Origin of the sequence: Halolactibacillus halophilus (genome assembly GCF_900115605.1) — a bacterium.
Taxonomy (GTDB): Bacteria; Bacillota; Bacilli; order Bacillales; family Amphibacillaceae; genus Halolactibacillus; species Halolactibacillus halophilus.
In genome coordinates, this window is the sequence record NZ_FOXC01000082.1 from 1 (window position 1) to 1,970 (window position 1,970).

The 1,970-nt window shown below is 38.3% G+C and carries 1 protein-coding gene; it reads left to right on the forward strand.

Features of this window, described 5'->3' with window-relative positions; translation table 11 throughout:
- Positions 1–764: 764 nt before the first annotated feature.
- The gene (gene istA / locus BM098_RS13175; protein ID WP_089834113.1) at positions 765–1,889 is read left to right on the forward strand and encodes an IS21 family transposase; all 1,125 of its coding nucleotides are present in this window, start codon (positions 765–767) and stop codon (positions 1,887–1,889) included.
- Positions 1,890–1,970: the final 81 nt, after the last annotated feature.

A 1,970-nucleotide genomic window follows, 5' to 3' on the forward strand; every position in this document is an offset into this window, starting at 1 on the left:
TTAGATTATAATCAAAAATTTGCGATGCGTTGCCATCGCGGCTTTAAAAAAGCTAAACCAGAAATTATAGAGATGTTCGAAGAACAGCTAGCGAAGCAACAAAGTACGCCATCCTTGACTGTGTGACGTGTGTCGTTATGAAGAACAATAGGCGGATCGGCGAAATAATGCTTTATCTAGCACCATCCGCTTACGGGATGGTATAACGACACAAGTGTTTCTAAGTTCTCATGGGGGCGGGACCCCGAACCCACCCCATGAATCACTAAGAAACAGCCCCACAATCAAGGACAAGCAGCTGCGCTGTGGCTGAGCGTTTAAATATATTTCTAATTTTATACAGTAACTCTGGAACTACAATGGAGAGGTTTACACAAAATTCTTGACACTACCGTACGTTTTATATTTTAGTGTGTATATTTACTAAATGAAGTTTGTTTTTTACGTTAGTTTTGATATAAGAGGTACAGAAAAAATATAGTAATCATTGCCACGTAGGTAATGAATTTTTTTGAATTGATAAACGAATTTTCTTTCTAGTAAATGAACACATCTTCTATTTGTTCCGTTTATAAACTGATATTTAATCTATTATAAGTTTTTGAATATTGCATTGAAAATGTACCAGGCTTGCGATCTTTTTTACCAACCTTTGCGGAGGTTTTTACCACTCATTGCGAGGGTATTTACCAATTCCAATCAGAACTCCTATATACTTAATGGGCACGTTACTTACGTGACATTGGTATAAAGGAGTTTTTTTTATGTTTCCGTACCGTAAGATTTTGGAGCTTCATGGTGACAATGTTTCTTTGCGCAGCATTGCACAGATTGTTCAGCATTCCCGTCAGAAAGTCACAGAAGTGATTAAAACAGCTGACAGAAAGGGTGTCTCTTTACCATTGGAGGAAGAAATGACAGATAAGTGGTTAGAAGCATTTTTATTTCCTGAAATAAAACAAGAAGCTAGTGGGCGACACTTGATGAACTTTGAACATGTCCATAATGAATTAGCTAGACCAAATGTTACATTAACCTTACTTCATGATGAATATGTTAGGGAAGCGAAGTCAGTAAATAAAATTCCTTACGCTTATCGCACATTCGCAGAACATTATCACGAGTATTCTAAGAAACATAAAGCGACCATGCGGATCAAACGTAAACCGGGAGAAATTGTGGAAGTAGACTGGGCTGGTAGTACGCTCTTCTTTACAGATCCAGATACAGGTGAACGCGTTAAAGTTTATGTCTTTGTCGCTATATTACCCTGTTCACAGCTTTTTTACGTTGAAGGCTCTCTTCGGATGGACTTGCCTTCATGGATTAAATTACATCGACATGCATTTGAGTATTACGGCGGAACACCACAAATATTAGTTCCGGATAATTTGAAAACAGGTGTAACGAAACACACTAGAAAGGAAATCATACTTAATCAGACATACGCTGAGATGGCCGATCACTACGGTACAGTTATTATGCCAGCAAAAGTGCGTGCCCCTCACGATAAGGCTAGTGTTGAAGCATCGGTCAAGCATGTGAGCACATGGATCATTCAAACCTTAAGAAACGTCACCTTTTTTTCCTTAATCGAGGTGAATGAAGAGATAAAGAAAAAATTAGAACAACTTAATGACCGCTCTTTTCAAAATAAAATTGGTTCACGCCGATCGGCGTTCTTAGAAGAAGAGAAATTTGCCCTTTCTCCCCTTCCTGACACGCCCTATCAACTATCGGAATGGCGAACCTCCAAGGTGCGGAAAGATTATCATATTTCGATTAATAGTATGTTTTATTCCGTACCGTATGAACTGATAGGTCAATCAGTTGACGTCCGTGTTTCAGATAGTCTAATAGAAGTTTATTACAATCTGTATATGGCATAATTGAAATGTAGTTTACGGCAGTTAATTCATGTTGGTCAAATCCGGCCCAAAAATATACAAAAAACCACTTGCCAACACTCA

What these genes read in the sequence shown, in the direction of transcription:
- istA (WP_089834113.1), top strand. Translation starts at nt 765, where the DNA reads ATGTTTCCGTACCGTAAGATTTTGGAGCTTCATGGTGACAATGTTTCT.